This window comes from Streptomyces sp. 351MFTsu5.1, from assembly GCF_000383655.1.
GTDB lineage: Bacteria > Actinomycetota > Actinomycetes > Streptomycetales > Streptomycetaceae > Streptomyces > Streptomyces griseorubiginosus.
Map to the genome: position 1 here is coordinate 1 of NZ_KB911792.1, position 23689 is coordinate 23689.

Sequence of the window (23689 nt, forward strand, 5' to 3'; positions counted from 1 at the left end):
GCCGAAGAGGGCTTCGGTCTGGGCGTTGACGAGGCGGATGGTGCCGGTGTCGTCGACGATGACCATGGCGTCCGGTGCCGCTTCCAGCAGCCCCCTGAACCTCTCCTCCGCGGCGCCCGTGACGCCGGCGGGGACTTGGGCGCCGCACCGGCAGCTGCCGACTGCCACCGTCGAGGCGGGATGGGGTGGGGCTGTTTCGATCAGATCGTTCATTCGCGTCCTCGCCCACAGGCTCAATCTGAGACAGGTCATCCCAACTCCAGACAGGTCATCCCAACGCAAACGGCGCCGTTGCGCCGCGACAAGTCGTGTAGTGCCCCCCACTGCTCGAACTTGTCCGCACACGACGAGCGTGGTGACCGTTCCGTGGCGGCGTCCGTCCTGTCACTTTCTGCCGGAGCGGCCATCCGCACGTGTGGGTCGCCCGGGTGTCGCGCCCATCGGTTGAGGCGGCTGGTCGCAGCACCGGGTACAGGACGTCCTGCTGGTGGACCCGGACCTGCTCCGGCTCCCCGTCGAGCTCGCTTCACGGACGTCGGTGCGCTCGTAGGGAACGGCTGGAGGCTCTCGCCGGAACCCGGCCGGACCGCCGTCGTCCCGCGCTCCTCGGCTTGGGCGCAACCGTGCCGAGGCGTCGGCGGCTTCGAGCCGGCAACCCCTGTGCCTGCGTTTTGTCCGTGCTGACGCTCAGGGGGTCGTTTGCGGTCCGATGACGGACAGCAAACGCAGCCGTTCGTAGCTCTCGCTGCCGGGGGCGGCGGTGTGGACGAGCAGTAGATGCGACTGCTCCGGGTCCACAAGTGTCTGGCAGGCCAGCTCCATCTCTCCGACTTCGGGGTGGATGAAGCGCTTGGTCTCGCGGGGGCGGATGCCGACCTCGTGGGCCTGCCACGCCTGCCGGAACTCCTCGCTCTGGGCCAGCAGCAGTTCGGCGAGCTGAGCCGCGCGGGACCGGCGCCCGCGCAGGCCTGAGGCGAACATGCGGGTCAGGAATGGAGGGTCGTCGGGGGCGTAGAGTGCCCGGGTCGCGGGGTCGGTGAACCAGCGGTAGCCGAGGCTGCGGGCCGGCCCCTCGTAGGCGGTCAGGTCACCGGTGAGTGCGACGGCCAGGGGCGTCTGCCGCAGGGTCTCGCCGAGCTCGGTGACGATCTCCGCAGGGGTGTCCATCCGGCGCCTACACCTCCGCGGCCCGCCCGCGACACTTGGCTGCAGGACATCATTCACCACGCTCATACCAACCAACCAAAACGAGCCGAACACAGCGCGGACTTCGACACAGCCGGCCTCTGCAGATGCGCCGTTGGATGGCTTGGCATCCTCGCGGACCAGGGACTTCCCAGACCGCTGAAGGCAGATTCCGAGCCTCCGGTCTGGCGGAGATCAGGGCAGTGAGGGCCTCACGTCGTTGGAGGCGCCCGCGGTCTCCTGCTCCCCCGGTTCGAAGCCCACGTCCACCACGCCCTCGACGGCGCGCACCAGGCGGGCGGCCACGGGGATCAGAGACGTGTCGCGGACTCGTCCGACGAGCTTGACGGCTCCGTCGTGCACCTCGACGCGGATCGCCGACGAAGGCGCCGGGAACAGGTAGGCGATCACTTCGCGACGGACTTCCTCGGCGATCTCCTCGTCGTCGCGCAGGAACACCTTGAGAAGGTCGGCCCTGCTCACGATGCCCTCCAGCGTGCCCAGCTCGTCGACCACCGGCAGCCGCTTGACCCTGGCGTGGGCCATGGTGCGGGCGGCCTGGGCGAGGGTCGCGTCCGGGCGGACGGTGAGGGCCGGGGAGGTCATCAGCTCTGCCGCGGTGACCGCCCCGGCCTTGGCCAGGTCGGCCAGGCGGCGCAGCTGGGTGTACCGGTCGGGGTCGTTGTCGCGGAACTCCTCCTTGGGCAGCAGATCAGCCTCGGAGACGATGCCGACGACCGTGCCCTCGCCCTCGACGACGGGCAGGGCACTCACCTTCCGCGCCTGCATCAGCCGCACGATCTCTTTGAAGGGGGCCTCGCGGTCGAGGGAGGCGACGGTGCGGGTCATGACGTCGCTGACGATGTGCGGGCTGCCGTGCATGATCACTCCTCGCGTTCAGATGCGGTTGCCGGAGCCGTAAGGGGCGTAGAGGTCCAGAAGTCGGGTCCGGGCGGAGCGAAGGCGGTGGGCCAGGACGTCACCGACCCACTGGGCCACGGCCCTCCCCAGAGCCGAATCCTCCTGGCACATCAGACGGACGGCCGTGGCGTCGAACTCGTACGCCCGTACCGGCGTCGTGGCCTCGGCGCCCAGGTGACAGATGTGCGGCGCGAACAGCCACGACCACCCGACGAGTTCGTTGTGCCGCAAAGTCTCGATGACGGCCGCCCGGCGCCCGGGCACACGCATGTCGAGTTCGACGGTGCCCGTACGGATGATCCAGAACCGGTCGGCCCGGTCACCCTCCTCGAACAGTCGTGCCCCTTCGGGAAAGGACACCTCGCGGGCGACGCGCATCAGACGCTCCTGGTGCTCGGGAGGCAGGGCACGCAGCATGCTGGGAGTGGAAGTGGGGATCATGGCGTGTCTCCTGACGGGGGTGGGACCTGCCACTACCAGCCTGTGCCCGCCGACGGTGTCGACGCATGGGCCACTCGGTCCATCGGATGGACCACTCGGCTGTGCCGTGACGACCTTCGGCACCCTGCGGCACCGCCGCCACCGCTGTTGCATCAAGAGGTGAGACGACCCGCCCGACGGAGGGGGTGAGCTCTGTGGGTACCTCATTGACCAGCGACTTCTGGAGGCTGTTCGCCGTGCTGCTGGTGATCTTCGCCGCCGCGACCGTGATGACGAGCGCCCTGCTCGACGCGCTGATCGTGCGGATGCTGCGGCACCGGCGGTCCACCAGCCACAGGAGCGCGACCGCTGACCGGTTCGAACGGCACCTGGCGCACCACTGAGTCCTGCGTCGACGCGCAGAACGAGAAAGGAAGGGCGATGACCGCCACCGTGACAACAGGCGTGCAGATGGACGGGGCCTGGCGTGGGTTCGCCGGGCCCCGGGACCCGGTTCGTCCTCTTCGTGTCCGGCTGCCCGCTGCGCTGCCTGTACTGCGCCAACCCTGACACCTGGCACATGCGTGACGGCAAGGAGACGAGCGTCGACGAGGTGATGGCAAAGATCGAGAAGTACCGGGCGTTCGTCACCGCGTCGGGCGGCGGCGTGACCGTCACCGGCGGTGAGCCGTTGCTGCAACACACCTTCACCGGCTGCTGGCCGACACCGACCTGGTGCTCCTGGACATCAAGTCCTTCGACGTCCCGGCCTATCGTCGCCTGACCGGCGGCGAGCTGGCGCCCACCTTGAACTTCGCCACCCGTCTGAACCGGCTCGGCGTTGCGATGTGGATCCGCTACGTCCTGGTGCCGGGTTGGACGGACGACCCGGAAGGCGTCGCAGGGCTTGCCGAATTCCTCGCGGAGCTCGGCTGCGTCGATCGGGTGGACATCCTGCCGTTCCACAAGCTCGGTGCCTCGAAGAACGAGGCCCTCGGCGTCCCGTTCCCGCTGCACGACACTCCGAGCCCGACGCGGGAGTCGGTCGATCGGGTACGGGAAGCGTTCCGTACGTACGGCCTGCTGGCTCACTGAAGAGGTGGGAGAGCCCGGCTTCTCAAGATCATCCATTTCCCGCGGCCGACGCGTTCCGCCTCCGACCCGGCCACCGGCTCAGCAGCTGGGCCACCTGCTGGGGGACGGCGACCGGTGCGCCGTAGCGGATGGCGGGTGGGGAACGAACGCCGCGCCGGTCGTGTCGACCCCGGTGAGCCAGGGGGAAGTCGGCCGCGAAAGCGGGTCCGCGAGGGAAAGCCCAGCCGCACAAGTCGTGCTGCCACGGTGGCAGGCCGCCGGCACCCGCGTACGCCATGCCCCGTGGCACCGGAGACGAGGCCCCGGTGACCGCGGTCGGCCCTCTGCCGGCAGGCGCGCCGGTGGCCCAGGAGCGTCACGGCTCGGGGCACGGGGCGACGCCGGCCCGGAAGGCCCGCGGGCACCAGGCCGTGCCACCCGGGATTGTCCGCCTCGTGTTCCGTGAGCCCATTCCTTCGTCCGCCCATGATCCATCGTGCGCTCGCGGGCGAGAGCTCCGCGCGACGCCGATCCGACGCCGATCCCAACCTGCCCTTCGGATAGGGCCGTTCAGCCCAGTCGACACAGACCTTCGGCATCCGGCGGCCCCGATCGCACGCCGGGAGAGTGGAGGACGTCAAGCACGGATCGAAGCCCCCCGAAGGGATCACCGCCATGGCTGTCCACGAGCACCCGATCCGGGGTTCGGGCATCCACCCGCCGCCCTTCTGCGGGAACCGGAGTGCCTCTGCCTCCGCCGAGTCGCCAGAGCCCCTCGCGCACACCTCAGGGGTCTACGCCTTCGCGTGGGCTTCCTCGGCTCGGTGGTCGCCGGGCCGATGGAGGCCACCTTCCACTCCTGGGCCGGCGATGCATGGGTCGACGGCTCGCGGAGCAGGTCGACGAACCCCTGCGTCGACCACCACGTCGTCTGCGCCGTCGCCCTGATCGCCCTCGCCTGCGCCGGGGACGCCCTCGGCCTTGGCAGGCTCAGGGCCAGGCTCCCGTTCGTCGGCCGCAACCGCTGGCTGCGCTGACCGCGGGAGGCGCGGCGGGCCCCACAAGGGGAAGCGGGTCCGCCGCGCCGAATGGACCGGCATGGAGGGGGGCCGGTCGGCCACTGGCAGGGACTAGCGGCCCCTGCCAGTGGCCTCATCCGAAGACGACGCTCGCATCGGGACCCCCGATCAGGAGGTGGAGGACATGACCCGCACCGTCACCGTCGGTCTGGACGGCTCGCGTGAGAGCCGAGCCGCGGCCGAGTGGGCGGCCCACGAGGCACAGTTGCTCGGATTGCCGCTCAAGCTGGTCCAGGTCTGGGAGCCGGTACCGGATCCCATGGCACAGGCGCCGCTCCTCGGCGCCGAGACGCAGCAGCACTGGACCGAGCGTGTGCCCCGTGAAGCGGCCGAGGGCATCCGGCTACGCCATCCGGGTCTCGACGTGAGCACAGAGCAGGTGTCCGGGCGGCCCGCCGAAATGCTGACGAACGTTGCGAAGAACGCCGAAGTGCTGGTCCTCGGCTCTCGCGGGCTGAGCGGCCTCGGAGGCTTCCTGGTGGGCTCGGTCGGGCTGTCCGTCGTGGCGCACGCCGAACGGCCCGTCGTCCTGGTGCGCGCCGATCAGCAAGCCCCCGATGAGCACGAGCCGGCCCCGACCGGTACCCCGCCCTCCGCGAGCCCGTTCCGCCCCGTCGTGGTCGGCCTCGACATCGAGAGCCCGGGTGAGGAGCTGATTGAGTTCGCCTTCGCGGCGGCGGCCCGCCGCTCCACGTCGCTGCGGGTCGTCCACGGCTGGAACCCGCCCCCGTACTACGCCTACGGCCTCACCGCGGACCTCGAACTCCACGACGCGCTCGCCGGCCGCGAGTCCGTCGCCCTGACCGAACTGCTGCGCCCGTGGCGCGAGAAGCATCCGGACGTCGAGGTCACCGAGGAGTCCTCCTACGGCACCGCCGGCAACCACCTCGCCGATGCCTCCCGCGATGCCTCCCTGGTCGTTGTGGGGCGCCGGATCCGCCGCAGCCCTTTCGGCTCCCACATCGGAACCGTCACACACGCGGTCCTGCACCACTCCGTCGCCCCTGTCGCGGTGGTCCCGCATCCGTGAGGAGAAACGCGGTCGACGAGTCGATCGACGAGGTGCTGCGCGGCCCGGTCCTGGCACGGATCGCCTTCGAGAGAGGAGCAGGGCGATGAACGCGATACCCAAGGAACTTCCGGTCGTGGTCGGGGTCGACGGCTCGGAGGCCAGTCTGCGTGCCGTGGACTGGGCCTCGGACGAAGCTGTCCAGCGCGGACTGCCATTGCGGCTGGTGTACGCGTCGCTGTGGGAGCGGTACGAGGGCGACGCGCTCGCCACGGACCTGGGCAAGCCGCCGGCGGAGGTGTCGGCCGAAGACATCGTCGAAGCCGCCGCACGCCGCGCCCGCAGCCGCCACCCGGACCTGACTACGGCTGTGGACGTGGTGCCGGAGGAACCCGAGTACGCACTGATCCGGGAGAGCCGCAGCGCCACCTTGCTGGTCACGGGCACCCGCGGCCGCAGCGGCCTGGCCGAGGCACTGCTGGGTTCCGTGAGCCTGGCGGTCGCCGGGCACGCGCACTGCCCGGTGATCGTCGTGCGCGGGAACCACGACAACCAGGCCCGGTCCGGGCGACACGGTCGTGTGGTCGTGGGAGTGGGGGAGAGGGCGACCGTGATGTTCGCCTTCGAGGAGGCCCGACGCCGCGGAGTGCCGCTGGAGGCGATACGGGCCTGGCGGTGCCCGGCCCACGAGACCACCGATCACCCGCTGCTGGCGGGGGAGCCCGCCCGGCTGCACGCACAACAGGCGGTCGAAACCCTGGACAAGGCCCTCCAGGACCTCCCGGCCGGCGTCGAGACGCATCGGCACACGGTCGAGGGTCGCACCCGGACCGTGCTCGTGGGCGCCTCGCACGACGCCGATCTCCTGGTCGTCGGCGCCAAGCGCCGCCAAGGGCACTTCGGGCTCCAACTGGGCAGGATCGCCCACGGGGTGCTGCACCAGTCCGCCTGCCCGGTCGTCGTCGTGCCCGAGCAGCATTGACCGCAGTCACCGGCGCTCGGAGACCGCCGCGCGGTCCGGTACGCAGGTCCGCGCGGCGGACGAGAAAGCCCTCGGATGAGGCGTGAACGTCACGTCTGATGTGCACCGCGACAAGATCGCCTTGCGCGATTACGCACCTGATGTGAAGGGATGTCACCCCTTTCCGCACGGCAGTACCGGGGCGTGCAGCCGGTGCTCCAGCGGCATGATGGTCGCGCCGGCCGACGGCCTGGGCACGGCCCGCTCCGCCCTTCCCCCTCCCGGCCGGCTCGCCGACGACTTGGCCCGCACTGCCCAGGACAGTCGGCGCGAGGATGCCGTGGCACGCGGCTTGCGGCGTGCCGGCGTACTGCCGTTGGCGTGGGCGGCGACCGTGTGGCCCGTCAGCGATGCTCAGCACAACATTGCCGGCCAGCCTTCTGGATCACCCCTGGTGCTGCGACTGCGGCTGGACAGCCGGCGGACCAGTGCGTTGGCCGAGAGCGCCTCGGCGTTGGCCGTGGCGCACCGCCGGGTGCCGAGCGCCGCCACGGCATCCCCACTCGACCTCTGAAGGTGTCCCTTGTACGGCAGGTAGGCGAGGTCGGTCGCGGGGAGCTCGAGGGTGCCGGTGATGGTGATGGTCGGGAAGACGTGGCCAGGCCTCATGGAAGGGGGCTCCCCTCTTCGCGTGCGCCTGTGTCGGCCGTGGGGAACCCTGTGACAAGATCCGCTGGCATGTCGTCTGCCATGCCTTCGTTGTCTTCGCTGCCTTCGTCGCCCACGCGCTCCTCGAGAACCGGTCGCCGTCTGCTGGTCGCCCTGCTTGCGCTGCTCGCGACAGCAGGGTCCACCGTGGCCGAGGCCGGTACGCCGTCCGGCCCGCCGCCCGGCGCCGCGGTGAGAGCGGCCGAACCCGCGACGCCCGACCGCCCCGGCTACGACGTGAAGCTGCGCGCCGACTCCGACGGCTCCCATTGGGCAGGTCGGCAGACGGTGTCCTTCCGCAACGCCTCCAGCCGGCCCCTGCGTGAGGTGTACATACGCCTGTGGGGCAATGGCGAGGACGGCTGCGGGACATCCGGAAGACCGTCCCCCGTCCGCGTCTCCCACGTGCGCGGCGGCACTCCGGGCCGCCCCGGCGTGAGGTGCACGGCCCTTCGCATCGCTCTGCCGAGGCCGCTCGCACGCGGTGAGCGGACGGCCGTCTCCTTCGACGTGGCCCTTACCGTGCCCGCACGCAACAACCGCTTCGGCCGTGAAGGCGCGTTCCGCTTCCTGGGCAACGCGCTGCCGGTCCTCGCCGTGCACGACGCGAGGGGGTGGCACCTCGATCCGTATGTGTCGTACGGCGAGAGCTTCTACACCCTGGCGAGCGACTTCCGGGTGCGCCTCGACCACCCGTCCGCCCTCAAGGTCCCGGCGACCGGCAGCACATGGACCCGCCCCGGCGGTGCCGGGCGTACGGTCACCCACAGCGTCGCCAAGCGGGTGCGGGACTTCGCATGGGCGGCGGGGCCGTTCCGCACCGCGACCCAGACCTCGCCCGACGGCGTGCGCGTGAAGTCGTACTGGTCGCCGAACACGCCCGCCGCCGGTGTCCGCCTCAACCGCAAGGACGGCGTCGCCGCCATCGACCGGTTCGGCAGGGAGTTCGGCCGCTATCCGTACGGCGAGATAGACCTCGTGATGACCCCCGGTTTCGCCGGCGGCATGGAGTACCCCGGCCTGGTCCTCCTCGGCACCGAGGAGGAGGGCAGCGCCACTGTCCACGAGATCGCCCACCAGTGGTGGTACGGCGTCGTGGGCAACGACGAGTACAACTCACCCTGGCTGGACGAGAGTTTCGCTCAGTACGCCAACGCCCGCTACTACCGCTGGGAGGGGTTCGAGTGCTCGCCGGACGACTCCTGGCCGAGCACCACCGCCGCTCTCACCAACTCGATGGCCTATTGGTCTGCACACCGTGGCGAGTACTTCCAGGTCGTGTACGGCATCGGCCCCTGCGTCCTGGCCGACCTGGAGCACGTCCTCGGGGCCGCCACCATGGCGCGCCTCATCAAGAAGTACGCCCACGACCACTGGTACGGCGTCTCCACCACCGTCGACTTCAAGAAGGCCGCACAGTCGATGACCCACAGGGACCTCAGCCCCTTCTGGCGGAAGCACCGCATCCGCTGACGTCGTACTCCGCTCGCGGACGGGCCCACCCCGTCGGCGGCGCGCAGGACCGCGGGGTGGTCGGCGGGGGCTGACGCGGAGGCCGCACACCAGGGACGCCGACGACGTCTCCCGTGTACGCACCGGCACCGGAGTCCAGCTTGCCCGCGATCCGCTGCATCGGGCCCTCGAATGTCTGCTGTCACCCGGGTACGTTCTACGCTGCGGCGTGCGGCCACCGCACGATCCTCAGTTTTCACGCACCGTAGATCCTGTTGAGAGGACACATGCACCACGGCGAAGTCTGGTGGGTCCAGTTCGATGAGCGACGGCCGGTCGTGCTGCTGCCGGGAGGCGAGGCGTCCGGGCTCCGGGCGATGCAGGTCGTCGCTCCGGCGGGCGTCGACATCCGCGGTCTGGGCATCGAAGTGGCCGTCGGCGCCACGGAAGGACTGCCCTTCGAAGGTGTGCTGCGGTTCGCTCTCCCGCGTCCGGGCTTCACCCCTTGCACATGGCTGACTGTCGTGTCCCGGGACGACCTGGTCGAGCGGGCAGGCGTGCTGTCCTCCGTGAAGCTCGGGGAGATCGAGGATGCCCTCCGCCTCTGCGGACTGGGGTGAGCGGGCAAGAGACGGGCGCCGACGAGCTTGTCGCAGGTGGGAGTACTAGGCGGGCACCACGGTGACGGGTCCCGGGCCGTCCCGCAGGACTTCGGATGCCACCGTGCCCAGCTCACCGTCGTGGTGACGGCCCATGACCACGAGGCTCGCGTCGGAGGACTGCCGGACCAGGGCATCGGCGGGAGGGAGCAGTCTCACGTCCTCCAGCACGTGGACCTCGGGATGCTTCTCGCGCCACGGCCGCAGTGCGTCGGACAGCAGCTGCACTTCGTGGTCCTCCCAGGCGGCGCGGTCCTCCTCCGGTACCCCGAAGGGGAGTTCGGCCGCGCAGGAGGGGAACCGCCAGGCATGCACGACACGCAGACGTACGCCCCGCAGCTGGGCGCAGTCGAACGCGAAACGCAGCGGGCCCTCGGCGGGGTTGCGGGCGTCCAGACCGAGCACGATCTCGGTGATGCCATTCGGAGAGTTCCTCATGCGGTGTCCCTTCGGGTTGTGTGGGACGACCGGAGTGCGCAGGGCGCGCCTCATCCGGTCCGTTGACTCCATTGCGGGCCCACCAGCTCCCACTCTCGGCCCCACGCGTCGATGCGCCGCTGGTCCAGCCGCCTGCGTGCGACGCCCCCGGCGGCGTGGACGGCGCCTGTGAACGCGAGTCCGGCGAGGGCACCGAGGACGCCTGCCTCGGCGCCGGCCTTGGTGGGGTCCGGGGGCTCCGTGACCAGCCTTCCGTGGCCGTCCTGCCACACGACGAGGTCGGTTCCGACGCTCAGCCCGGCGGTGACCAAGGTGTGGCCGGTGCGCGTTGACCCGTCGGGGGCCGTCCAGCGCACCTGCCCCAGAGCCTTGTCGCTCGACGCGCGGACCGTCGATGTGCGTTTCGACGCGTCGCTGAGCAGAACGGCGTGGACGGGGCGCCGCTCTGCGCGCTGTTGTGCGAACACCTCGTCGACTGTGTGGGCCGTCACCAGACCGGTGATCGTGCCACCCACCGCGACGACCACCCAGACCGTCAGCACGATCCAGGCCTCGAGGATGTCGCCCGGGCGTCGCAACGGGTTGCTCCGCCAGCGCCACCCCAGCGTCCTCAGCGACCGCGCACCACCTTGAGTCGTCACACTTCCGACGGTGGCAGTCCCTTGCACTCGCCGACATGGGCCGAGGAGACGGCGGCGCAGGGCCGCTCGGGGCTGGTTCACGGCCAAAAGAGGGTCGTTCAGCCCATGACGGCGTGAGAGACGTGGGAATGGGGGTGCAGGATCCTTCGTCGCGAACAGGGCTGCCCGTCCGGTGGGCGGCGCGACAAGCCCGACAGACCGCCGATGGGGCCGAAAGTCCCTACCACAGGGACACCGGCCCCTCGTACCGCCCGCCCAAGAATGCGACGGTAGAAGGGGAGACCCGGCTGTGACCGAAGGCGGTGAGGAAGATGACACTGCCCCTGATCGTGGGCGTCGACGGATCGGACGCCTGCTTGCCCGCCGTGGACTGGGCAGCCGATGAGGCCGTACGCCATGGTCTGCCGCTGCGGCTGGTGTACGCCTGCCTGTGGGAGCGCTACGAGGGAGCCCTGCCGTCGACCGCCCTGGCTCACCCGTCCGAGCGCCTGCGGGCCGAACACATCGTCGCCTCGGCCGCGGACCGTGCCGCTCGGCATGACCGGGACCTCAAGGTGACCACCGACATCCTCCGGGCCGAGGCGGTGGACGCCCTGCTGCGCGAGGGCAACAACGCCTTCGCCCTGGTGACCGGATCACGGGGCCGCGGTCAGCTGAAGGGACTCCTCCTGGGTTCGGTGGGTCTGGCCGTGGCGGCCCGCGCGCACTGCCCCGTCATCGTGGTCCGTGGCGCGTCGGCCGCCCTGGACGGCACCCATGAGCGGATCCTGCTCGGCGTGGGCGAACCGGCGGCGGGCGGCGAGGCCGTGCGCTTTGCCTTCCGCGAGGCCGCGGTACGGGGGTGCACCCTCGACGCCGTCCGCGCCTGGCGCTGCCCCGCCCAGGAGAACACCGTCCCTCCCGTTCTCGCCGCGCAGCAGGGGCACCAGTACGAGGAACACGCGTCGGCCCAGCTCGACGAGGCACTGCGCGACGCCATGGCGGAGTACCCGGACGTCCGGGTACGTCGTACCACCGTCGAAGGCCCGGCCCGCACCGTCCTCGTGAACCGCTCGGCAGCCGCCGACCTGGTGGTCGTGGGCACGCGACGCCGTTCCGGCCACTTCGGGCTGCAGCTCGGCCGGGTGAGCCACACCCTGCTGCATCACGCGGACTGCCCGGTGGCGGTCGTTCCGCAACCCGTGTGAACGTGGTGCAGGGTCCACTGACGAGGTCGCTGAAGGGGGATCGCCGAGGTGACGTCCTGGACATGGGAGTACGACGGCTACGAGCCCGCCGAACAGCGCCTGCGGGAGACGTTGTGCACGCTCGGCAACGGCTATCTCGCCACCCGTGGCGCGCTGCCGGAATGTTCGGCGGACGACGTGCACTACCCCGGCACCTACGCGGCCGGCTGCTACGACCGCCTGACCTCGCAGGTGGCGGGACGCCGGGTCGAGAACGAGGACATGGTCAACCTCCCGAACTGGCTGCCGCTGCGTTTCCGCCTTCCCGGAGGGGAGTGGCTCACGCCGGACACCGCTCCGCTGCTCGACCACCGGTATGTCCTGCACCTGGCCTGCGGTTCACTGGAACGCCGCTCGCGGTACGGGCTGGGGTCCGGCAAGGCGCTGGCGGTCCGTCAACTGCGACTGGTGCACATGGCCGACCCCCATCTCGCGGCCCTGCGCACCGAGTTCACCGCCGAAGGCTTCATCGGCGAACTGGAGGTGGAGGCCGCACTGGACGGGACCGTCACCAACGCGGGGGTGCCGCGCTACCGGGACCTGGAGAGCCGTCATCTGACCCACGTGCGCACGGGCACCACCGCCCCCGACACGATGTGGCTGCGGTGCCGGACGGTCACCTCCGACATCCGCGTCGCGATGGCGGCGCGTCTGACCGCCGACGCGCCGCCGACGGACCCGCACGAACCCGCGCGGGCCGTCCTGCGTACCCGTGTTTCGTTGAGTCCGGGACGCACCGTCACCGTCGACAAGATCATCGCCGTGCACACCTCTCGCGACCCCGCGATCAGCGACCCGCTTCAGGCCGCCCTCGACCGCGTGGGAGCCGCGCCAGGATTCGACGAACTCCTGGATTCCCACCTGACGGCGTGGGACCAACTGTGGCAGCGGGCCGAACTCGACGTCCCCGGAGAGGCCGGCCGCATCCTGCGCCTGCACCTCTTCCATGTCCTCATGACTCTCTCCCCGCACACCGCGGACCTCGATGTCGGAGTCCCGGCCCGGGGCCTGCACGGGGAGGCGTACCGAGGACACGTCTTCTGGGACGAGCTGTTCGTGCTGCCGTACCTGAACCTGCACTTCCCCGAGGTGTCACGGGCCCTGCTGCGCTATCGCCACCGGCGCCTGGACCGGGCCTGTGCCGCCGCCCGCGCGATCGGCCGACGCGGTGCCCTGTACCCGTGGCAGAGCGCGAGTGACGGCCGCGAGGAGACCCAGGAGCTGCACCTCAACCCCCGCTCAGGACGATGGCTGCCCGACCACTCCCGGCTCCAGCACCACGTCGGTTCGGCGATCGCGTACAACGTCTGGCGATACTGGGAGGCCAGCGGCGACCTGGAGTTCCTGCATACCAAGGGCGCCGAGATGCTGCTCCAGATCGCCCGCTTCTGGGCAGACTCGGCCTCCTGGGACGAGAGTCTGGGACGCCACCGCATCCGGGGTGTCGTCGGCCCCGACGAGTACCACGAGGCCTACCCGGGCGCCTCTGAGCCCGGCCTCGACGACAACGCGTACACCAACGTCACCGCCGCGTGGGTGCTCACCCGCGCTCTGGAGTTGCTGGACACCCTGCCCGCACCGCGCCGCCGCGAACTCGTGGAGCGCACCGGCCTGGACGGGGGCGAACTCGAACAGTGGGAGGACGTCTCGCGCACCCTGCACGTGCCCTTCCACCAGGGAGTCATCAGCCAGTTCGAGGGCTACGGCGACCTCGCCGAACTCGACTGGGACGGCTACCGCAAGCGCTACGACGACATCCGCCGTCTGGACCGGATTTTGGAGGCCGAGGGCGACTCCGTCAACCGCTACCAGGCGTCCAAGCAGGCCGACGTCCTGATGCTCGGGTACCTCTTCGCGCCGGCCGAACTCAAGGAAATCCTCGCCCGCCTGGGCCATCGGCTGGACGACGAGACCTGGCGGCGCACGGTCGACCACTACCTGCGCCGCACCAGCCACGGCTCCACACTCAGTGGTCTGGTGCACGGCTGGGTCCTGGCGCGAGCCCGGCGCGCGGACGCCTGGACCTACTGCCAGGAGGCTCTGCGCGGCGACATCGCCGACCTCCAGGGGGGCACCACCGCGGAGGGCATTCATCTGGGCGCCATGGCGGGCACCCTCGATCTCGTCCAGCGCGGACTGACCGGCCTCCAGACCCGTGCAGGCGCACTGTGGCTCGACCCGGTACCGCTGCCCGAACTGTCGTCGTACGGCTTCTCGCTGCGCTACCAGGAACACTGGGGCGTACAGCTGCGGCTGGAGCGCGGACGCCTCGACGTCCTGGTCCCGTCGTCCGACGCGGACCCGATCGACATCCGGCTGCCGGACCGGGCGGTCGTCGTGGAGCCAGGGGAGAGCGTGCGGCTGATCCTGGAGGACTGACCGACCGCCGTACCGTCGCGCCGCCGAGGCGCAAGACCCCCGGCGGCCCTCATGGGGAGCCGTTCGGCTGTGCCGCACGGGACGTCAGGAGGCGATCCTGGAATCGGGCGGGGACGCCGGCCAAGGCCCTGCGCGGGGCCCTCTCCGCACCGCAGAGAGCGGCGTCCGCGCCAGGGAGGCGGCTCCGGGAGGGGCTGCGACCGCACGTGGGCCGTCGGTCGTAGGCCGGTGCGCGGGTACACGCGCGCCGACCCGCCTTCCGCACGAATTCTCGACTGGCACTCAGGCCCGACTTCTCGAGTGGCGCTCAGGAAGGGGGCCGGGCCAGGTCTCGCATCCACTCGTGTCGAACTGCTCACTCGTGCGCCACCACGACAACCGGGCAACGAGCGTGATGGATCGCCGCGTGTGCGACGGACCCGGTGTGCGCGCCGGGACGGCCGGTGCGGATCCGGCGTCCGACGACCAGCAGTCCCGCCTCCTGCGCGGCAGTCGGCAGGGCCTGCGAGGCCCGGCCCTCCAGCACCAGCTCGTGCACCTCCACGGCCGGGAACTTCTCCCGCCACGGTGCGACGGCCGCGGCCAGCGACCGCGCGGCCGACGCCGCCACCGCTCTGCGCGCCCTGGCCACGGCGGCGGCCTGCACATACGGCGGACGCCATGTGTGGACCACCCGCAGTGGCGCGCCGCGCAGCGCCGCGCTCTCGAAGGCGAACGCGAGCAACTCCTCACTCGCGTGCCCCGGATCGACGCCGACGACGACGTCACGGCAGGCCGTGTGCGTCGACGGCCGTCCCTCTTCATCCGGGAGATGCTGGTCCTCCGAAGTCCCACGGTCACGCACGAGTACGACGGGCCTCGCCACGTGACCCACGACGACCTGAGTCACTGAACCCGCGATGAACCCGCCGACTCCGCTGACCGCGCGACTGCCCAGCACCAGCAGCTCGGCCTCGGCACCGACGGCGATCAGGACGTCGGTGGCGGAGCCGGCGACATGCCGGGTGCTCACGGAGAGGTTCGGGTAGGTCGCGCGGAGCCGGGCGGCGGCCGCGGTCAGCGCGTGCCGTGCCAGACAGCGCGGTGCGTTGAGCTCCGGTCGGTCCCTGTCGCAGGGCGACGTCACGCCCTCCCAAGCCTGCACCACCTGGAGGGACAGGCCGCGCCTCAAGGCTTCCCCGGCCGCCCAGTCGGCGGCGGCGATGCTCCTGCTCGAACCGTCCCACCCGACTACAACTGGCCGCAACACGGTCAACACCTCCTCTGACCGGCGGCCCGCACGTTCCTGTGCGGACCGCTGCCACTCCAGCGTCGGCGCCGGGTGGCACGGCCGTCAGGGGCCGGTACGTCCAAGGCCCGATGCCGAACGGCCCTTTCGGCCGGCCGTCACTGCCGTCCGCTTTTGCCCGGGTGGCGAAGACCCGGCCACTGCCCCCCGGCCGGCGCGTGCACCTGATCCCGAGTCAGTCGGAGTGTCACTGCCGCGACGAGTGCCGTACGGCCCATGTGCCCTGACCCGTACGGCACTTGGAGAACCCACGTGCGAGGAGTTGGCTGGAGGCGTCGGAGGAGCACGCCATGCCTACCACCAAACCCACCCCGCGAACGTCCCCTTGGCTGCGTCAGCCCGTGATCATCGCCATGACAGCCCTGCTCGTGGCGCCGGCGGCGAGCGCGTGCGGCAGCGGCACCGGCGCCGGGGGCACCTCACCCGGCACCGGACGGCCGAGCTCTGCGACCACGCCGAGCACGCCAGGAACATCGAGCACGCCAGGAATGCCGAGCACCGGAGGTACTGGCGGCACCGGGACACCGTCCGGCCCCAACGGCCCTGGCACGCCCGGGACTTCCACATCGCCGGCGCCACCCTCCCCGCCGCGCGGCCCCCAGGGCCAGGTGCGGGCGTCCGTCTACTTCCTGCACGGGGAGAAGATCTCGCCCGCCCCCCGCACGGTGACCCCGCCCGCCACCGCGGCGGGCGCGCTGCGTGCCCTCCTGGCAGGGCCGAGCCGCTACGAACGCGGCCGGCGGCGTACCACGGCCATCCCCTCGGGTACGGTGCTCCACTCGATCGTGGTGCGCCGTCACGTGGCCACGGTGGACCTGTCCGTCCGTTACGACGACGGCGGTGGCAGCCTGTCCATGAGGGCCCGGCTCGCCCAGGTCGTGTTCACCGCCACGCGCTTCCCGGCCATCGAGAAGGTGCGTTTCGAGATGGACGGCAAGCCGGTGACAGCCTTCGGGGGAGAGGGCATCGTCCTCAACGGGCCGGTGGGCCGCGCCGACTTCGAGGACCTTGCGCCTCTCGTCCTCGTCGAGTCCCCGCTGGTCGGTGACACCCTCCGCACGCCGGTCCGGGTCTGGGGCAGCGCCAACACCTTCGAGGCCACCTTCCGCCTGAAGATCACCGACGCCGCCGGCCACACCGCGGCCGACGTCTACGCCACGGCGACCTCCGGAAGCGGAACCCGGGGCACCTTCGACGTGACGATCCCCTACCGGGCGATCCGCTCGGGGGCCGGCCTGCTCACCGCGTACTGGAACTCGCTGGAGGACGGACACGTGGTGACAGAGGACACGGTGCCTGTGACGGTCACGCGGTGACACAGCTCCACGACGGGCGCCGGCGCCGCCGGGCGACGGCGGGTGTGCGATGTCGACGACGGATGTCCGCGGCGCCGGACCCCGTCGACGGGCGTGCCTGCCAGTTGCCGTCCCGCGGTGGCAGGACCCGGCGCCGTTCGCCCACCGGACGGAGGTGATGTTCCGGACCGTCGGTCGTGTGGCGGGTGCACAGTCCACCATGCTGGTCGGCCTGGTCGCGGGGGAGAGCCTGACGGACCTGTTTCAGGTCTGCCCGGCCCCATGCGTAAAGGTGTGCGATGTGCTGCTGTCTCGCCGCGGTCGGAGCTGTCGCTTGCGCGGTGTCGACGAGTTCGGACCTCAACGCGTCAGGTGCTCACCGCTCGGACAGGGGGCGCGAAATGGCGGGTGGCCGGTGGGGTGACGCGGTCGTGGCACCAGGCACCGACCGTGCCGAGGAAGGGCAGGGCCTGCCGACGGACCACCTCGTCGGCGAGCCTTCGCAGGCGCGCGACGACGGCAGTCGTGCCGACGGGCACGGCGAGCACGATGCGGGCGGCGCCCCGGCCTCGTACGACCCGGCAGGCCGCCTCGGCGGTGGCGCCGGTGGCCAGTCCGTCGTCGACGATCACGACCGTCCGACCGGTCAGCGCCACAGGGTCTCGTCCGTGTCGACAGCGGCTGACGCGCCGTTCCAGTTCGGTCCGCTCGGCAGCTTCCACGACCGCCTGTTCCGCGAGACCGACCCCGGTCTCTTCGAGCACGTCGTCGTTGAGGACGCGGACGCCGTTCTCCCCGAGCGCGCCGAAGCCGAGCTCCGGCGACCGGGGCACCCCCAGTTTGCGCACCACGAGCACGTCCAGTGGCGCGTCCAGCGCGCCGGCCACCTCGTAGGCCACCGGCACCCCGCCTCGGGGCAGGCCGAGCACCACCGGATCCCGGTCCCGCAGGGACTCCAGGCGCCAGGCCAACTGCCGCCCGGCCGCCCGGCGGTCGTCGAATCGCATCGGTCGCCTCCCTGGAGGGACGCCGCGGTCGGACCACGAGGGATGGCAGGGCCGATCGCCCCCTGTCCTGGTCCCTTCGGCCCTCCCGCCCCGCCCGGAGCGCCAGGACACTGGTAGGGCAGGGGCGGATTCCGGCGCCCGACAAGCGCTGGGCCGCTCGCGCCGCCGCAGCACCGGGAGGCAGACATGCCGCACATCGACGAGTCAGTGGAGAGCGGGGCCGCCCGCTCCGGTCGGACCCCGGAGCCACTGGAGCGACGGGTGCGAGCCCTGGAGGAGCGCGTGGACACCCTCACCCTGGCTGTTCAGGCGCTGGTGGAGGGACTGGAGCGTACACCGGGCCAAGCGGGTGGCGGCGGCCGTGCGGCCCATGGCGCAAACCTGGCCCACGACATCCTGATGTCCCGGCGCCCGTAGCGGGCCGCCGGGGCCACGCCGTGTTCCGCGCGGGCTCCTGCGCCCGCTCTTCGGCGGCCCCGTGCCGATCACCGCGGCGAAGGAAACCCGGTGTACCGGCTTCTCACCCCAGCCTGAGGGCGAAAGGGAGGATCTGATGTCCGAGCAGCGAACATGCCGACGAACGGGAGCCCTGTCGCTTCCCCTGCTGACCTGGGGTGCCGTCACGCTGTACGCGCTGCGGTACCGGCCGAGGCTGCTCACCTGGGGCGCGACCCAGGAGGAGGTCGACACCGAATACCCCGGCGACGAACTGATGCCGGACGCCGACGGAACTTCGACGATGGCCACCACGCTGCCGGCGCCGCCCGAGGAGGTCTGGTCCTGGTTGGTGCAGATGGGCGGAGACCGTGCGGGCTGGTACAGCTGGGACTTCCTGGACCACTTCGGGGAACCCAGCGCCGACCGCATCGTCCCCGAGTGGCAGCGGTTGGAGGAGGGGCAGCTTCTGCCCGCGACACCGGACGGCAGGTCCTGGTTCACGGTGTCCCGACTGGAGCCGCACCGCACTCTTGTGCTTCGTTCCGACCTGAACCTGGCGTCCGGCCGCTCCTTCGACCCGATCTCGGGTCGCATGCCGTCAGCCCGTCTGGACGGGATCTGGAGCTTCCATCTGAGGCCTGCGCCTTTCGGGGAGTGCCGCCTGGTGGTCCGCACCCGTGGCCAGGGACGGCCCCGTTGGCTGGTCGCCCCGTTCGACCTGCTGTGCGGGGAACCCGCGCACTTCGTGATGCAGACGCGCCAGTTCCACAATCTGCGCACCCGTCTCGACGCGCACTCCGTGAAACGTGCCGAGCCACCGGTGACCGGAGGCACCCAACGGTCTTCGGGACGGGACGGCGGGTCGGCCGGATGAGCGGGAAAGACGACAACAACCTCTGGGAGTACGGCGCCCACGCACCCGGACCACCCATGAGCGGGCACGTCCTGGTAGGTGTGGACGGATCGGACCAGTCGCGGCGTGCGCTCGACAGCGCGGCGGAGGAGGCACGGGCCCGTCTCGCACCGCTGGGAATCCTGCACGCCTGGCCCTGGGCCGGGCACGGAGTCGCGGAACTCTGGTCCGGTGCGCACGATCGGCACGGGTCCATCGGCAGGGCTCTGGACGTCCTGGACGCCGCCGCAGGCCATGTGCGCGAGCGCGCCCCCGAGCTGGACATCGTTCTGACACTCGGCCCGCAACCGGCGGCGGCCGAACTGGTGCGGCGCGGGGACCGGGCCGCGCTGACAGCGCTGGGCAGTCGTGGTGCAGGCCGCTCCGCAGAAGTGCTGGGCACGTCGGTGAGTCTGCGGGTCGCCGCCGGCTGCGGCAGCCCGTTGCTTGTCCTGCGCGGCGAGCGGCTGACCGGCGAGCCGGAGCACGGCAGGGTGCTCGTGGGAGTGGCGGACGACCTCGATGCCGGTGCCACGCTGTTCGCTTTCGAGGAGGCACGCCGGCGAGACGGCGAGGTGTGGGCTCTGCACGTGTCGGCCGCGCCCGAGCCGGCAGGCGGTCTGCGCGTGTCTCCCGGCGAGCGCAAGACCCTGGCCGACAGCGAGGCTGCCGTGCCCCGGATGACGGTGGCCGCGGCGCGTGGGAAGTTCCCGGACGTGGGAGTCCGCGTCGACACGGTATGGACGGGTGGCGCCGCGGCACTGGTGGAGGCCTCCCGTGCGGCCGACCTTGCCGTGATCACGGCACGCCACCGGCACGGTCGGCTGAACGTGACCGGAACAGGCACGAGGAGGTTGTCATGTCACACACTGCTGAATGGACGGTCCGCCTTTACCTCTTTGAGGACGAGGGCACGACGAAGGCGCGGGTGGTCCTGGAATCCGGAACCACCTCGCTGACCGGTCATGGAGCCGCGCACTGCAATCCCGTGGACACCGATGTGCCGGAGATCGGTGACGAGCTGGCTGCAGGCAGGGCCCTTCACGACCTCGCCCGGCAGTTGGTGGACGCGGCCGAGGGCGACATCGAGGCCCTGGGCACCTCGGCGACGAGCCGTGAGGCGCTTTCGGCGGTCGGTTGGGCGATGTGATCCGCTCGGTCAGCGGCGTACGACCAGCGCGACGATGTTCAGAAGCAGCAGGGCGGCGGCCACGGTCCCTCCGGCCAGGCCGGGGGCCGTGCCGGCCGGGTCACTGTGCCGTCGTGCGCGCAGACCGTAGAAGAGTGCGCTGACCCCCGGGGCGATGAGCACCAGCAGTGCCGATCCGCCGGCCACGAGTGTCGCGCGCAGGGGCACGGTGCTGTCCCCGGCGTCGTAGCCCTGAAGGCTCAGCAGGCCCTTGTCCACGAGTGCTGCCGGCACGAAGGCCGGGAGGATCAACAGGAGGAACAGCCAGGCGCGGCGTACGTCGCGCCTGGCGCGCGCCGAGCCCGGTGCCATGGGGCGACCGGAGCCGTTTCCGTGGGGGCCGGTGTCGCCGGGCCTGTGTGGCCCGGCCCGTTTCGTCAGGCGATGGTGATGCTGTCGTCGAGGTAGACGTCCTGGACGGCGTGGAGGAGCTGGATGCCTTCGGTGGTGGGGCGTTGGAAGGCTTTGCGGCCGGTGATGAGGCCGGTGCCGCCGGCGCGTTTGTTGATGACGGCGGTGCGCACCGCCTGGGCGAGGTCGTCGTGGCCGGTGGAGGCTCCGCCGCTGTTGATGAGGCCGGTGCGGCCCATGTAGCAGTTGGCGACCTGCCAGCGGGTGAGGTCGATGGGGTGGTCGGTGGTGAGCCGGTCGTAGACCAGGTCGTGGGTCTTGCCGAAGTCGAGGGCGCGGTAGCCGCCGTTGTTCTCGGCCTGTTTCTGCTTGACGATGTCGGCCTCGATGGTCACGCCGAGATGGTTGGCCTGACCGGTGAGGTCGGCGGAGACCGCGTAGTCGATGCCGTCCTTCTTGAAGGCCGGATTGCGCAGGTAGCACCACAGGACGGTGAACATGCCCAGCTGGTGGGCACGGGCGAAGGCCTCGCTGACTTCCCGCAGTTGACGGTCGGAGTGTTCGGAGCCGAAGTAGACGGTGGCACCGACGCCGGCCGCACCCAGGTCGAAGCACTGCTGGACGGTGCCGAACATGATCTGGTCGTAGTGGTTGGGGTGGGTCAGCAGTTCGTTGTGGTTGAGCTTGACGATGAACGGGATGCGGTGGGCGTAGCGCCGTGACACCGCTCCGAGGGCGCCGAGGGTGCTGGCGACGGCGTTGCAGCCGCCGTCGAGGGCGAGTTCGGCGATGTTCTCGGGGTCGAGGTAGCGGGGGTTGGGGGCGAACGCGGAGGCGGCGGAGTGCTCGATGCCCTGGTCGACGGGCAGGATCGACAGGTATCCGGTGCCGGCCAGGCGGCCGTGGTCGAAGACGGACTGCAGGTTGCGCAGCACCCGGGGCGAGCGGTCCGTGGTGGTAAGGACCCTGTCGACGAAGTCGGGTCCGGGCAGATGCAGGTCCTCTTTGGGAATGCCCTGGGCGGTGTGTGTCAGCAGGTCCTTCGCCTCGTCGCCCAGCAGGCTGTGAACGTCGGTCATCGCTCCACCTCCGCGAGGTTCGAACGGCTCATGGCCCCACCCTGCGGCGCGGCGTGGTCGTGCGACAGGGCCGTTCGGTCCCGTGGCAAGCGGCGAACGGCCCTGGGAACACTTCAGCCGAAGAACACTCCGAACTCGTCGTACAGCGACGGGTCCACCACCTTGGTCCTGCCGCGGGTCTCGTCGAGGGGGATACGGACGATGTCCGTGCCGCGCAGGGCGACCATCGTGCCGAAGTCGCCGTCCTTGACCGCGTCGACCGCATGCAGTCCGTAGCGTGTGGCCAGCCACCGGTCGAAGGCGCTGGGCGTGCCGCCGCGCTGGACGTGGCCCAGGACCGTGGTGCGGGCCTCCGTTCCGGTGCGCCTCTCGATCTCCTGGGCCAGCCACTCACCGATCCCGGACAGGCGTACGTGGCCGTACTCGTCCAGCGACCGGTCCTTGAGGATCATCCGGCCGTCCGTGGGGACGGCTCCCTCGGCGGCGACGACGATCGGCGCGTAATTGATCTCGAAGCGGCTCTTCACCCATGCGCAGACCTGGTCGATGTCGAACGGCCGCTCCGGGACGAGAATGACGTTGGCGCCGCCCGCGACCCCCGCGTGCAGGGCGATCCACCCGGAGTGCCGGCCCATCACCTCCACCACCAGCGTGCGCATGTGCGACTCGGCGGTGGTGTGCAACCGGTCGATGGCCTCGGTGGCGATACCGACGGCCGTGTCGAAGCCGAAGGTGTAGTCGGTGCCGGCCACGTCGTTGTCGATGGTCTTGGGCACGCCGACCAGTTTGATTCCCTGGCGACTGAGCTCCGTGGCGGCGCCGAGGGTGTCCTCGCCGCCGATCACGATGAGCGCGTCGACCTGGTGCGCGTCCAGGGTCTCCCGGATACGCCGCACTGCGTCGTCATGCTTGAGGGGATTGGTGCGGGAGGAACCGAGGATGGTTCCACCGCGGGGCAGGATCCCGCGCACCTCGGCGATGCCCAGAGGCAGCACACTGTCGTGCAGGGCGCCGAGCCAGCCGTCGCGCAGTCCGACGAACGAGAAACCGTAGTCCTGGGTCCCCTTGCGGACGACACTGCGGATGACGGCGTTGAGGCCGGGGCAGTCACCGCCGCCGGTCAGTACTGCGATCTTCATGGCTTCCTCCCTTTCTCCCCGGGCGGAGCGCGGACCGGAGAGCCAGGTCTCTCTCCATCATGAGCGCCGGGGGCTTCGGCGGCGACTTTCCCGAGGCCCGGGTACTCACTTCTCGGCAGGGACTGTCCCTGAGGCGTCGAACCGGTACCCGATGTGCGCGGAGACCGAGACCACGCCGTCGACGTTGCGGCAGAGCCGTTCGATGACGGGAATCAGGCTGCTCGCCTCGACGGTTCCGCGGAGGGTGACTCTGCCCTCGTGCACCTCGGCCGTCACGTCCGAGGGGGCGAGGTTCAGGGTCCGCCGCAGTACGTCCCCGGTGATCTCGTCGCGAATGGCGTCGTCCCGGCGGAGGAAGATCCGCAGCAGGTCGCCGCGGCTGACGATGCCTTTGAGCTGGTCCGCCTCGTCCACCACGGGCAGTCGTTTGACATGGTGGAGCGCCATGAGGCGGGCCGCCTCCGTGACGGTCCACTCGGGATGGGCGCACAGGGCAGGGGCGGACATGAGCTCCTCGGCGGTGGCGCCTTCCGCGGCGGCCAGTTCCCACCCTTCCAGGTGCGGCTTCGGAATCCGGCTGATCGGGTCGGTCCGGGCGGAGCACTTGCGCAGCAGGTCCGCCTCGGAGACGACCCCGAGGGGGTGGTCCAGTTCGTCCACCACGGGTACGGCGGTGATGCCGTTGTCGGCCAGCAGTTCGACGAGCTCCTTGAACGGAGTGTCGCGCCGGGCCCGGACGACATCGTGGCTCATCAGGTCGGCCACAGTACGGTGCTGCATGTCGTCCTCCCTTCGTGGCGTGACAGCCTGCGCGGTCACATCTCAAGCGTGTCAGGGACGGATTGTTTTCAGGAGTGCC

25 protein-coding genes and 3 pseudogenes are annotated in these 23689 nt (G+C 70.9%); 14 read left to right on the top strand and 14 right to left on the bottom strand.

What is annotated here, in order from left to right; all coding sequences use genetic code 11:
* The 4 genes and pseudogenes from H295_RS43775 to H295_RS0132140 form a co-directional block, all read right to left on the bottom strand.
* On the bottom strand, positions 1–213 hold a 213-nt coding region (locus tag H295_RS43775), incomplete at its 3' end, for a PAS domain-containing protein (RefSeq protein ID WP_043218297.1).
* A 474-nt stretch (positions 214–687) separates the two neighbouring features.
* A pseudogene (locus H295_RS43780) lies at positions 688–1164 on the bottom strand (transcriptional regulator); the annotation flags it as partial.
* Positions 1165–1380: 216 nt separating this feature from the next.
* Positions 1381–2067: a CBS domain-containing protein gene (locus tag H295_RS0132135; RefSeq protein ID WP_020139456.1), complete on the bottom strand. Its 687-nt coding sequence runs from the start codon at positions 2065–2067 to the stop codon at positions 1381–1383.
* A 15-nt stretch (positions 2068–2082) separates the two neighbouring features.
* Positions 2083–2547: a cyclic nucleotide-binding domain-containing protein gene (locus tag H295_RS0132140; RefSeq protein WP_028809941.1), complete on the bottom strand. Its 465-nt coding sequence runs from the start codon at positions 2545–2547 to the stop codon at positions 2083–2085.
* Between the two features lie 194 nt (positions 2548–2741).
* Here H295_RS0132140 and H295_RS0132145 point away from each other — a divergent pair, with 194 nt between their 5' ends.
* The 5 genes and pseudogenes from H295_RS0132145 (at position 2742) to H295_RS0132165 (ending at position 6670) form a co-directional block, all read left to right on the top strand.
* Positions 2742–2930: a hypothetical protein gene (locus H295_RS0132145; RefSeq protein WP_051135643.1), complete on the top strand. Its 189-nt coding sequence runs from the start codon at positions 2742–2744 to the stop codon at positions 2928–2930.
* 83 nt (positions 2931–3013) lie between these two features.
* Positions 3014–3621: pseudogene (locus H295_RS43785) on the top strand (4Fe-4S cluster-binding domain-containing protein).
* Positions 3622–4275: 654 nt separating this feature from the next.
* Positions 4276–4637: pseudogene (locus tag H295_RS45870) on the top strand (hypothetical protein).
* Between the two features lie 166 nt (positions 4638–4803).
* Complete coding sequence (locus tag H295_RS0132160) at positions 4804–5709, top strand: universal stress protein (protein WP_020139460.1); 906 nt, start codon at positions 4804–4806, stop codon at positions 5707–5709.
* Between the two features lie 85 nt (positions 5710–5794).
* Complete coding sequence (locus tag H295_RS0132165; protein WP_020139461.1) at positions 5795–6670, top strand: universal stress protein; 876 nt, start codon at positions 5795–5797, stop codon at positions 6668–6670.
* A 393-nt stretch (positions 6671–7063) separates the two neighbouring features.
* Here the strand turns inward: H295_RS0132165 and H295_RS0132170 are convergent, their stop codons facing one another.
* The gene (locus tag H295_RS0132170) at positions 7064–7318 is read right to left on the bottom strand and encodes a hypothetical protein (protein ID WP_020139462.1); all 255 of its coding nucleotides are present in this window, start codon (positions 7316–7318) and stop codon (positions 7064–7066) included.
* 186 nt (positions 7319–7504) lie between these two features.
* Between H295_RS0132170 and H295_RS0132175 the strand changes: the two genes are divergently transcribed.
* Both H295_RS0132175 and H295_RS0132180 read left to right on the top strand, forming a co-directional pair.
* Positions 7505–8830 (top strand): M1 family metallopeptidase, encoded by a 1326-nt coding sequence (locus tag H295_RS0132175; protein ID WP_020139463.1) that lies wholly within the window; start codon positions 7505–7507, stop codon positions 8828–8830.
* A 266-nt stretch (positions 8831–9096) separates the two neighbouring features.
* Positions 9097–9429: a MazF family transcriptional regulator gene (locus H295_RS0132180; protein ID WP_020139464.1), complete on the top strand. Its 333-nt coding sequence runs from the start codon at positions 9097–9099 to the stop codon at positions 9427–9429.
* A 45-nt stretch (positions 9430–9474) separates the two neighbouring features.
* On the opposite strand, the gene H295_RS0132185 is transcribed toward H295_RS0132180, so the two are convergent.
* Together H295_RS0132185 and H295_RS0132190 are read right to left on the bottom strand one after the other, a co-directional pair.
* Complete coding sequence (locus H295_RS0132185; protein ID WP_043218299.1) at positions 9475–9906, bottom strand: universal stress protein; 432 nt, start codon at positions 9904–9906, stop codon at positions 9475–9477.
* 50 nt (positions 9907–9956) lie between these two features.
* Positions 9957–10547, bottom strand: coding sequence for a hypothetical protein (locus H295_RS0132190; RefSeq protein ID WP_234021719.1), 591 nt, complete (start codon positions 10545–10547; stop codon positions 9957–9959).
* Between the two features lie 311 nt (positions 10548–10858).
* On the opposite strand from H295_RS0132190, the gene H295_RS0132195 reads away from it, so the two are divergent.
* Both H295_RS0132195 and H295_RS0132200 read left to right on the top strand, forming a co-directional pair.
* Positions 10859–11734, top strand: coding sequence for a universal stress protein (locus tag H295_RS0132195; RefSeq protein ID WP_020139467.1), 876 nt, complete (start codon positions 10859–10861; stop codon positions 11732–11734).
* Positions 11735–11782: 48 nt separating this feature from the next.
* A complete protein-coding gene (locus H295_RS0132200; protein ID WP_020139468.1) occupies positions 11783–14152 on the top strand; it encodes a glycoside hydrolase family 65 protein in 2370 nt (789 codons plus the stop codon).
* 355 nt (positions 14153–14507) lie between these two features.
* Here the strand turns inward: H295_RS0132200 and H295_RS0132205 are convergent, their stop codons facing one another.
* A complete protein-coding gene (locus H295_RS0132205; protein ID WP_028809946.1) occupies positions 14508–15401 on the bottom strand; it encodes a universal stress protein in 894 nt (297 codons plus the stop codon).
* A gap of 373 nt (positions 15402–15774) precedes the next feature.
* A complete protein-coding gene (locus H295_RS48120) occupies positions 15775–15957 on the bottom strand; it encodes a hypothetical protein (protein WP_234021720.1) in 183 nt (60 codons plus the stop codon).
* 91 nt (positions 15958–16048) lie between these two features.
* On the opposite strand from H295_RS48120, the gene H295_RS43790 reads away from it, so the two are divergent.
* A complete protein-coding gene (locus H295_RS43790; RefSeq protein WP_020139471.1) occupies positions 16049–16756 on the top strand; it encodes a GerMN domain-containing protein in 708 nt (235 codons plus the stop codon).
* Between the two features lie 347 nt (positions 16757–17103).
* Here the strand turns inward: H295_RS43790 and H295_RS0132215 are convergent, their stop codons facing one another.
* Positions 17104–17742, bottom strand: coding sequence for a phosphoribosyltransferase family protein (locus H295_RS0132215; protein WP_020139472.1), 639 nt, complete (start codon positions 17740–17742; stop codon positions 17104–17106).
* A 186-nt stretch (positions 17743–17928) separates the two neighbouring features.
* Between H295_RS0132215 and H295_RS43795 the strand changes: the two genes are divergently transcribed.
* The 4 genes from H295_RS43795 (at position 17929) to H295_RS0132235 (ending at position 20222) form a co-directional block, all read left to right on the top strand.
* A complete protein-coding gene (locus tag H295_RS43795) occupies positions 17929–18159 on the top strand; it encodes a hypothetical protein (RefSeq protein WP_020139473.1) in 231 nt (76 codons plus the stop codon).
* Between the two features lie 136 nt (positions 18160–18295).
* Positions 18296–19054: a hypothetical protein gene (locus tag H295_RS47610; protein WP_020139474.1), complete on the top strand. Its 759-nt coding sequence runs from the start codon at positions 18296–18298 to the stop codon at positions 19052–19054.
* The gene (locus tag H295_RS45875) at positions 19051–20031 is read left to right on the top strand and encodes a universal stress protein (protein WP_078616811.1); all 981 of its coding nucleotides are present in this window, start codon (positions 19051–19053) and stop codon (positions 20029–20031) included. The genes H295_RS47610 and H295_RS45875 overlap by 4 nt, the downstream gene beginning before the upstream one ends.
* Entirely contained in the window at positions 19932–20222 is a 291-nt protein-coding gene (locus H295_RS0132235; protein ID WP_028809949.1) for a DUF1876 domain-containing protein, read from the top strand. The genes H295_RS45875 and H295_RS0132235 overlap by 100 nt, the downstream gene beginning before the upstream one ends.
* 9 nt (positions 20223–20231) lie before the next feature.
* Here the strand turns inward: H295_RS0132235 and H295_RS0132240 are convergent, their stop codons facing one another.
* From H295_RS0132240 to H295_RS0132255, 4 genes are all read right to left on the bottom strand, one after another.
* Entirely contained in the window at positions 20232–20573 is a 342-nt protein-coding gene (locus H295_RS0132240; protein WP_020139477.1) for a hypothetical protein, read from the bottom strand.
* A 65-nt stretch (positions 20574–20638) separates the two neighbouring features.
* On the bottom strand, positions 20639–21691 hold the full coding sequence (locus H295_RS0132245; RefSeq protein ID WP_020139478.1) for a class I fructose-bisphosphate aldolase: 1053 nt from the start codon (positions 21689–21691) through the stop codon (positions 20639–20641).
* 113 nt (positions 21692–21804) lie between these two features.
* A complete protein-coding gene (locus H295_RS0132250) occupies positions 21805–22830 on the bottom strand; it encodes a 6-phosphofructokinase (protein WP_020139479.1) in 1026 nt (341 codons plus the stop codon).
* 105 nt (positions 22831–22935) lie between these two features.
* On the bottom strand, positions 22936–23610 hold the full coding sequence (locus H295_RS0132255; RefSeq protein WP_020139480.1) for a CBS domain-containing protein: 675 nt from the start codon (positions 23608–23610) through the stop codon (positions 22936–22938).
* Positions 23611–23689 lie beyond the last annotated feature (79 nt).

What these genes read in the sequence shown, in the direction of transcription:
- H295_RS0132135 (WP_020139456.1), bottom strand. Translation starts at nt 2,067, where the DNA reads ATGCACGGCAGCCCGCACATCGTCAGCGACGTCATGACCCGCACCGTC.
- H295_RS0132140 (WP_028809941.1), bottom strand. Translation starts at nt 2,547, where the DNA reads ATGATCCCCACTTCCACTCCCAGCATGCTGCGTGCCCTGCCTCCCGAG.
- H295_RS0132160 (WP_020139460.1), top strand. Translation starts at nt 4,804, where the DNA reads ATGACCCGCACCGTCACCGTCGGTCTGGACGGCTCGCGTGAGAGCCGA.
- H295_RS0132165 (WP_020139461.1), top strand. Translation starts at nt 5,795, where the DNA reads ATGAACGCGATACCCAAGGAACTTCCGGTCGTGGTCGGGGTCGACGGC.
- H295_RS0132170 (WP_020139462.1), bottom strand. Translation starts at nt 7,318, where the DNA reads ATGAGGCCTGGCCACGTCTTCCCGACCATCACCATCACCGGCACCCTC.
- H295_RS0132180 (WP_020139464.1), top strand. Translation starts at nt 9,097, where the DNA reads ATGCACCACGGCGAAGTCTGGTGGGTCCAGTTCGATGAGCGACGGCCG.
- H295_RS0132185 (WP_043218299.1), bottom strand. Translation starts at nt 9,906, where the DNA reads ATGAGGAACTCTCCGAATGGCATCACCGAGATCGTGCTCGGTCTGGAC.
- H295_RS0132195 (WP_020139467.1), top strand. Translation starts at nt 10,859, where the DNA reads ATGACACTGCCCCTGATCGTGGGCGTCGACGGATCGGACGCCTGCTTG.
- H295_RS0132215 (WP_020139472.1), bottom strand. Translation starts at nt 17,742, where the DNA reads ATGCGATTCGACGACCGCCGGGCGGCCGGGCGGCAGTTGGCCTGGCGC.
- H295_RS43795 (WP_020139473.1), top strand. Translation starts at nt 17,929, where the DNA reads ATGCCGCACATCGACGAGTCAGTGGAGAGCGGGGCCGCCCGCTCCGGT.
- H295_RS47610 (WP_020139474.1), top strand. Translation starts at nt 18,296, where the DNA reads ATGTCCGAGCAGCGAACATGCCGACGAACGGGAGCCCTGTCGCTTCCC.
- H295_RS45875 (WP_078616811.1), top strand. Translation starts at nt 19,051, where the DNA reads ATGAGCGGGAAAGACGACAACAACCTCTGGGAGTACGGCGCCCACGCA.
- H295_RS0132235 (WP_028809949.1), top strand. Translation starts at nt 19,932, where the DNA reads ATGTCACACACTGCTGAATGGACGGTCCGCCTTTACCTCTTTGAGGAC.
- H295_RS0132240 (WP_020139477.1), bottom strand. Translation starts at nt 20,573, where the DNA reads ATGGCACCGGGCTCGGCGCGCGCCAGGCGCGACGTACGCCGCGCCTGG.
- H295_RS0132245 (WP_020139478.1), bottom strand. Translation starts at nt 21,691, where the DNA reads ATGACCGACGTTCACAGCCTGCTGGGCGACGAGGCGAAGGACCTGCTG.
- H295_RS0132250 (WP_020139479.1), bottom strand. Translation starts at nt 22,830, where the DNA reads ATGAAGATCGCAGTACTGACCGGCGGCGGTGACTGCCCCGGCCTCAAC.
- H295_RS0132255 (WP_020139480.1), bottom strand. Translation starts at nt 23,610, where the DNA reads ATGCAGCACCGTACTGTGGCCGACCTGATGAGCCACGATGTCGTCCGG.